Here is a 7784-nt window from a genome sequence, read left to right on the forward strand (position 1 = left end):
CGAACCTGTGACCCCTAGATTCGGAATCTAGTACTCTATCCAGCTGAGCTACGGGTGCGTATGCCAAGCCATATCGGTTCGCAAACCGATAAGCAAGCATCTGCGGCCAAAGCATAACCGAAGCGTCGCGCCGTCGCAATAAGTCATCTTTCGTTTCACCCAGGCGACGTACACACCTGCGAACCAGCGTTGAACAACTCGTGCGCCGCCCTCACGCGCCTGTCGATGCCCGCCGATTGGGGTTGGCCCAGCGCCCCGAACCCGCCTATATTCCGCGCATGACAGCCGCCCCATCGCTCGCCGAATTGCCCGTTTCCGCCCCCGCCGAAGCCGCCGTGCCGCCAGGCAGCCGCGTCTATCTCATCGACGGCTCGGGCTATATCTTCCGCGCCTTCCACGCGCTGCCGCCGCTGACGCGCCCGTCGGACGGGCTGCCGGTCGGCGCCGTGCACGGCTTCTGCAATATGCTGTGGAAGCTGCTGCGCGAGACGAAGGGCGCCAACGCCCCGACCCATCTCGCCGTGATCTTCGACCATAGCCGCGCGAACTTCCGCACCGAAATTTCCGCCACCTACAAGGCGCAGCGCCCAGAGCCGCCCGCCGAACTCGTGCCGCAATTCGCGCTCATCCGCGACGCAGTACGTGCCTTCAACGTCGCCTGCATCGAGCAGGAAGGCTTCGAGGCGGACGACATCATCGCGGCCTATACCTGTCAGGCGGCGGATGCTGGCGCGGATGTGGTCATCGTCTCGTCCGATAAGGATCTGATGCAACTCGTGCGCCCCGGCGTGACCATGCTCGACACCATGAAGAACAAGGTGATCGGCGAGGCGGAGGTGATTGAGAAGTTTGGCGTGCCGCCCTCGAAGGTGGTCGATGTGCAGTCACTCGCGGGCGATTCGGTCGATAACGTGCCGGGCGTGCCGGGTATCGGCATCAAGACGGCGGCCGAACTTATCCGCGAATATGGCGACCTCGAAAACCTGCTCGCCAATGCGCCGCTCATCAAGCAGAAGATGCGGCGCGAGCGGCTGATCGAGTTCGCCGATCAGGCGCGACTTTCGCGGCGGCTGGTCGAGCTTTCCTGCGATATGCCGGTCGAGAAGCCGCTCGATCTCACCGCCGTCGAAGAGCCGGACCCGCACGCGCTTCTCGAATTCCTGCGCACGATGGAGTTCAACTCGCTGACGAAGCGGATTTCGGAGGCGTTCGGCGTCGAGCCGTCCACGGGTGAGATGACACGGCCTTCGCCCGTCGATGGCGTCGAGGCCGGAGCGCCGGAGAAGTCGCCCGGCGGCGACACGCCCGCCGACGAAGTGCGCCGCGTGGAGGCGTGGCTCAAGGCGATCCCCTTCGACCGCTCGCTCTATGTGCAGGTGACGGACCTGCAAGCGCTCGAAGACTGGATCGCGGCCGCCACGGAACAGGGCTTCGTCGCCTTCGACACGGAGACGACCGCGCTCGATGCCATGTCCGCGAAGCTCTGCGGCGTAGCGCTCGCGCTCGAACCGGGCCGCGCCTGCTATATTCCGCTCGCCCATCGCGCGGGCGACGGGCTCGACTTCACGGGCGCGGGCGAAATCGCGCAGCTTCCGATGGAAAGCGCCCTGCCACGTTTGAAGGCGCTGCTCGAAGACGACAGCGTGCTGAAGATCGGGCAAAACATCAAATATGATGCGCTCATCATGCGCCGCCACGGCGATATCCGCGTCGCGCCCTACGACGACACGATGCTGATGGCCTATGCCTGCGATCAGGGGCGCGGCGGGCTCGCGGGCTTCGGCATGGACGAATTGTCGAAGCGCCATCTCGGCCACACGCCCATCGCGTTCACCGATGTTGCGGGCAAGGGCAAGGCGCAATCCACGTTCGATTGCATCGCGGTGGACAAGGCGACCGAATATGCCGCCGAGGACGCCGACGTGACACTGCGCCTGTGGCATCTGTTCCGCGCGCGCATTGCCGCTGAAGGCATGGCCGCCGTTTACGCGACGCTCGAACGTCCGATGCCCGCCGTGCTCGGCGAGATGGAATTCAACGGCATCAAGGTGGATCGTGCGGTGCTCTCGCGCCTCTCCGCCGACTTCGCCCAGAGCCTCGCGCGCCTCGAAGACGAGATTTACGGACTCGCTGGCCAGCGCTTCAACATCGGCTCGCCGCAGCAGATCGCGGACCTGCTTTTCGGCAAGTTCGGCCTGCCGGGCGCGAAGAAGACCTCAACCGGCAAGTGGAGCACGGGAGCGAAGGTGCTCGAAGACCTCGTGTCGAGCGAAGATCTGACCGAAGACCAGCGCCGCCTTCCCGGCAAGCTCCTCGAATGGCGGCAGCTCGCAAAGCTCAAGAGCACCTACACGGACTCGCTGCCGCAGCACATCGACGCCGACACAGGCCGCATCCACACCTGCTATTCGCTCGCGTCCACCTCGACAGGGCGGCTGTCCTCAACCGAGCCGAACCTCCAGAACATCCCCATCCGCACGCGCGAAGGCCGCATGATCCGCTCGGCCTTCATCGCTGCGCCGGGGAAGAAGCTCATCTCCGCCGACTACAGCCAGATCGAGCTTCGCGTGCTGGCGCATATGGCGGATATCCCCGCGCTGAAACACGCCTTCGCCGAGGGGCTCGACATCCACGCGATGACGGCGAGCGAGATGTTCGGCGTGCCCGTGAAGGACATGCCGGGCGAGGTGCGTCGCCGCGCGAAGGCCATCAATTTCGGCATCATCTACGGCATTTCAGCTTTCGGCCTGTCGCAGCAATTGGGCATCCCGCGTCAGGAAGCAGGCGACTATATCGCCAAGTATTTCGAGCGCTTCCCCGGAATCCGCGCCTATATGGACGCGATGCGCTCGAAAGTGCATGAAGACGGCCATGTGGAAACGCTGTTCGGCCGCAAGATCCACTTCCCGGAGATCAAGACGCCGAAGTGGAACATGCGGCAATTCTTCGAGCGCGCGGCCATCAACGCGCCGATCCAGGGCACCGCCGCCGACATTATCCGCCGCGCGATGGTACGCGTCCCCGCCGCGCTGGAGCAGGCTGGTGTTCGCGCGCGCATGCTGCTTCAGGTGCACGACGAACTCGTGTTCGAGGCGGAGGATGCTGAGGTGGAGGCGACGATCAAGGCCGTGACGCGAATCATGGAGCGCGCCGCCGAACCCGCCGTGGCGTTTTCAGTGCCGCTGAAGGTGGACGCCCGCGCCGCGCAGAACTGGGACGAGGCGCATTAGCGGCGTGGCGGCGCTTTCCGTCACCCTTCGCCATCATAAGCCGCGAGCGCGACCGGCAGTGCCTCGATCACCGTATTGCCGACGGCGGGCAGCCCGATCAACACCGCGCTGATGACCTCCTCGCGGGTCGCGCCCGCCGCCTTGGCGGACTGCACATGAAACGGGATGCCGGAGGTGAGCCGGGCTGCGGCGAGCACCGCGAGATAGGCCAATTCCTCGGTCTTCTTGTCGAGAGCGCTTGCGCCGTCGAGCCCGTGAACGGCTCCCAGCCACGCTTTCGCGTGCTCGGGCGCTTCGTTCAGGAATGTCTGAAATGCGTTGGAAATCGTCATGGCGGCCCTCCGTTTCAGGATGCCATAGCACTCTGTCGATGCGGGCTAAAGCCCTTCGCGCGGCGCGTCAGGCCGCCGGGAACGCCAGCCGGATACGCTCGATTTGCGGGCCGATGGGCGAGACCATCTCGTTCGCGGCCACGGCACCGTCCGAGAAGATGCGTTCGAGGCGCATGATGCGGTCGTGCAGGCGCTGGCTTTCCGCGATGAGGAAGCGGAACGTCTCCGGCAATGCGTCGAAGCCTTCGGGCAGGGTGGTGCTTTGCGGCGACAGCGTCACGCGGTGGCGATGATTATGCGCCTCGGCGGCGGTAATTTCGCCCGCAGCAATGGCGCGGCGCACGAGAAGCCACGACGCAAGCTGCGTAAGACGCGTGGTAAGCCGGATGCTCTCGGAGGAATAGGCGAAGCTCGCGGGCGGCGTCAGCGTCTTTGACTCTGCCCTGCCCTGCCCGTCGAGATATTCTGCCGTGCGCTCCACAAGGTCCATCCCCTCGCGATAGAGCTTGGCGAACTGCGGGGATGTCGTAAACCGATCCCCGAACGACAGCAGCGCAGCTTTTGGTAGTTCATTTACAACGCCGAAGCTTTTCATGGAGTCCCTACGCACGACTTCCGACCCTCTACGGAGCGGATCCCTCACCTTACGCCAGCATAGCCGCAACAGCCTTTCAAAAGGTGAACGCACGGCCAAGCTTGGGCGACCTAGCCCAAAAAAAAGAGCCGCATCATGGCGGCTCTAAAAAAGTTTGTGGAGGTGTTTCAGGGTCGACCCAGCTTTACATTGGAAGAAGAATAACGCCTGCGTCTTAAGTTGGAGTAAAGATTCGCATTTGGCATCGGAAAAGCCGGAGGAAAATCATGAAAACAATCCTAATTCGCGAACCCGGCGGCCCGGACGTGCTGTCGCTCGAAGACATGCCTGCGCCAGAACCGAAGGCGGACGAGGTGCTGATCGAGGTGGCCGCCGCAGGCGTCAACCGCCCGGATGTGCTCCAGCGGCAGGGGCTTTATCCACCGCCGCCCGGCGCGTCCAACATCCCGGGCCTCGAAGTTTCGGGCAAGATTGCGGCGGTTGGCGCGAGCGTGACGCGCTGGAAGGTGGGCGACACGGTGGCCGCGCTCACGTCGGGGGGCGGCTATGCGGAATATGCAGTCGCGCAGGAAGGCTCATGTCTTCGCGTGCCGAAGGGGCTTTCCATGGCGGAAGCCGCGTGCCTGCCCGAAACATTCATGACCGTCTGGCACAATGTGTTCGAGCGCGGCGCGCTGAAAGCGGGCGAGTGCTTCCTCGTGCATGGCGGATCGAGCGGCATCGGCTCGACGGCGATCCAGCTTGCCACCCATTTCGGAGCGCGCGTCTTCGCCACCGCCGGCAGCGACGAGAAATGCGCCTATTGCGAGAGCCTCGGCGCGGAGGCCGCGATCAACTACCGGACGAACAATTTCGCGGAAGAAATAAAGACGCTCACCTGCGGCAAGGGTGTGAACGTCATCCTCGACATGGTTGGCGGCTCGTACATCCAGAACGACATCCGCTGCGCGGCGGAGGACGGCCGGATCGTGCAGATCGCATTCCTGAAGGGCGCGAAGGTCGAGGTGAACCTCATGCCGATCATGCTGAAGCGCCTTACGCTCACCGGCTCTACGCTTCGCCCGCGCTCGGCGGCGTTCAAGGCGCAACTCGCGCGCACGCTGGAAGAGAAGGTGTGGCCGCTGATCGAATCGGGCGCGGTGCGCGTGGTGATCGACAAGACATTCCCGCTCGCCGAGGCGGCCGAGGCGCACCGCCACATGGAAACGAACGCGCATATGGGCAAGATCGTGCTGACGGTGTAGCGGCGACCCGCGAGACGCCTCCGTTCGGCCAAAAGCCTTGCACCGCGAGCGCGTTTCGCCTATGTTTTGTCAGCTCAATAAATCAGACTCTGAAGAAGAGTGGGCCGGCCGGTCCGCTCTTTTTCTTTATCTGGCGCATCGATAGCGCCGCGAACCGGACTTCATGGAAGAAGAAAAAAACACGGCACCGACAGAACAAGCGGTACCTTCCGCACCGACAGAGCGCTTCACGCGCGAATTCGGCGCGGCGGCGGACCTCGCCGCCCTTATCGAGCCGGTGCTGGAAGACATGGGTTTTCGCCTCGTGCGCGTGACGATGTCGAAGCGCGACGGCGCCACGATCCAGATCATGGCAGACAACGCGGACGGCGCGATCAATGTCGACGACTGCGCGCAGATCTCGCGCCGGATCTCGCCGCTGCTGGACGCGCACGATCCCATCAAGGACCGCTATTATCTTGAAGTGTCGTCGCCCGGCATCGACCGCATTCTCGTGCGCCCGTCCGATTTCGAGGACTGGGCGGGCTTCGAGACGAAGGTGGAACTGAAGGAGCTGATCGACGGTCGCAAGCGTTTCCGCGGCATCCTCGAAGGCTATGAAAACGGCGAGATGCTCCTGCAGGTGCAGCTCGACGAAAAGGGCGAGCCGCAAACCATCGGCCTGCCGGTGGACCTCATTTACGACGCGAAGCTTGTGCTGACGGACGAACTGATCCGCGCCTCGCTCGCAAAAGCGAAAGCCGCTGGCAAGAACTGGGCCGAAGGCGGCGAAATTGAAGACGAACAGATCGAAGACGCGGAGTTGAACGATGGCGCAATCCGGAATTAGTGCGAACCGGCTGGAACTGTTGCAGATCGCAGACGCGGTCGCGCGCGAGAAGTCGATCGACCGCACGCTCGTGCTTTCCGCCATGGAAGACGCGATCCAGAAGGCCGCGAAGTCGCGCTACGGCAGCGAAAACGAGATCCGCGCCGAGATCGATCCGCGCACCGGCGAAATCCGCCTGTCGCGCCTTCTCGAAGTGGTGGAGCGCGTTACGCTCGACGCGACCGAGATCAGCCTCAAGGATGCGATGAAGCGCAACCCGGAAGCCGAGGTGGGTGATTTCATCGCAGAGCCACTGCCGCCTCTCGACTTCGGCCGCGTGGCGGCGCAGAACGCCAAGCAGGTCATCGTGCAAAAGGTGCGCGAGGCCGAGCGCGAGCGTCAGTTCGAGGAATACAAGGATCGCATGAGCGAGATCGTCAGCGGCGTCGTGAAACGTGCAGAGTATGGCAACGTCATGATCGACCTTGGCCGCGCCGAGGCGATCATCCGACGTGACGAAACGCTGCCGCGCGAAAACTACAAGCTCGGCGACCGCGTGCGCGCCTATGTTTATGACGTGCGCCGCGAAAATCGTGGCCCGCAGATCTTCCTGTCCCGCACGCGCCCCGAATTCATGGCGAAGCTGTTCGCGCAGGAAGTGCCCGAAATCTACGACGGCATCGTCGAAATCAAGTCCGTCGCGCGTGATCCGGGCAGCCGCGCGAAGATTGCGGTCGTCTCGAAGGAGACGAGCGTCGATCCGGTTGGCGCCTGCGTCGGCATGCGCGGCAGTCGCGTGCAGGCCGTCGTGAACGAGCTTCAGGGCGAAAAGATCGATATCATTCAGTGGTCGGGCGATCCCGCCACGTTCATCGTGAACGCGCTTGCGCCTGCCGAAGTGGCGAAGGTCGTGCTCGACGAGGAGTCGGAGCGCATCGAAGTCGTGGTGCCGGACGAGCAGTTGAGCCTCGCCATCGGCCGCAAGGGCCAGAACGTGCGCCTCGCATCGCAGCTCACGGGCTGGGACATCGACATCCTGACGGAAGCCGAGGAATCTGAGCGCCGTCAGAAGGAATTTGCCGAGCGCACGGCCGCCTTCGTCAACGCGCTCGATGTGGACGAGATGATCGCGCAGCTTCTCGTGTCGGAAGGTTTTGCCTCGGTGGAGGAACTGGCCTTTGTCGATGCGCATGAGGTCGCGATCATCGAAGGCTTCGACGAAAACACCGCGCTGGAAATCCAGGAGCGCGCCCGCGAATTTCTTGAGCGCCAAGAGGCCGAACTTAACGAGAAGCGCCGCGCGCTCGGCGTCGAGGATGAACCTTGCCGACTGCGCGACAGACGAGCTTGCAGGCTGGACGGAGCGCGCTCACGGCCAGACGAAGCAGAACCCGGCATCCTTCAGGGCTTCGATCTTTCGAAGTCGGACATCGAGCATCTTATCATCGCCGCCCGCGTGAAGGCGGGCTGGATCGAGGCGCCAGAAGAACCCGAGGAAGAGCCGGCCGAGGCCGATAGCCTTGAGGATGGCTCGGCCCTGGAAGCGCATGAGGACGAGCTCACCGAGGCGGACAG

6 protein-coding genes are annotated in these 7784 nt (G+C 63.6%); 4 read left to right on the forward strand and 2 right to left on the reverse strand.

Annotated elements, in window-relative coordinates; all coding sequences use genetic code 11:
* Window positions 1-278: 278 nt before the first annotated feature.
* Window positions 279-3230, forward strand: coding sequence for a DNA polymerase I (polA, locus tag T281_RS15155; RefSeq protein WP_052037560.1), 2952 nt, complete (start codon window positions 279-281; stop codon window positions 3228-3230).
* 20 nt (window positions 3231-3250) lie between these two features.
* Here the strand turns inward: polA and T281_RS15160 are convergent, their stop codons facing one another.
* A complete protein-coding gene (locus T281_RS15160; RefSeq protein WP_037241240.1) occupies window positions 3251-3562 on the reverse strand; it encodes a carboxymuconolactone decarboxylase family protein in 312 nt (103 codons plus the stop codon).
* A gap of 67 nt (window positions 3563-3629) precedes the next feature.
* Window positions 3630-4157 (reverse strand): DUF1465 family protein, encoded by a 528-nt coding sequence (locus tag T281_RS15165; RefSeq protein WP_037241243.1) that lies wholly within the window; start codon window positions 4155-4157, stop codon window positions 3630-3632.
* A gap of 266 nt (window positions 4158-4423) precedes the next feature.
* On the opposite strand from T281_RS15165, the gene T281_RS15170 reads away from it, so the two are divergent.
* The 3 genes from T281_RS15170 to nusA all read left to right on the forward strand — a co-directional run.
* A complete protein-coding gene (locus tag T281_RS15170) occupies window positions 4424-5401 on the forward strand; it encodes an NAD(P)H-quinone oxidoreductase (RefSeq protein ID WP_037241246.1) in 978 nt (325 codons plus the stop codon).
* Between the two features lie 163 nt (window positions 5402-5564).
* Entirely contained in the window at window positions 5565-6230 is a 666-nt protein-coding gene (rimP, locus tag T281_RS15175; RefSeq protein WP_037241256.1) for a ribosome maturation factor RimP, read from the forward strand.
* On the forward strand, window positions 6211-7784 hold a 1574-nt coding region (gene nusA, locus T281_RS15180), incomplete at its 3' end, for a transcription termination factor NusA (RefSeq protein WP_245269268.1). The genes rimP and nusA, both read left to right, overlap by 20 nt.

It is taken from the genome of Rhodomicrobium udaipurense JA643, from assembly GCF_000636015.1.
Taxonomy (GTDB): Bacteria; Pseudomonadota; Alphaproteobacteria; order Rhizobiales; family Rhodomicrobiaceae; genus Rhodomicrobium; species Rhodomicrobium udaipurense.

Coding starts and splice junctions, on each gene's coding strand:
- T281_RS15165 (WP_037241243.1), bottom strand. CDS start 4,157: ATGAAAAGCTTCGGCGTTGTAAATGAACTACCAAAAGCTGCGCTGCTG.
- rimP (WP_037241256.1), top strand. CDS start 5,565: ATGGAAGAAGAAAAAAACACGGCACCGACAGAACAAGCGGTACCTTCC.
- T281_RS15170 (WP_037241246.1), top strand. CDS start 4,424: ATGAAAACAATCCTAATTCGCGAACCCGGCGGCCCGGACGTGCTGTCG.
- polA (WP_052037560.1), top strand. CDS start 279: ATGACAGCCGCCCCATCGCTCGCCGAATTGCCCGTTTCCGCCCCCGCC.
- T281_RS15160 (WP_037241240.1), bottom strand. CDS start 3,562: ATGACGATTTCCAACGCATTTCAGACATTCCTGAACGAAGCGCCCGAG.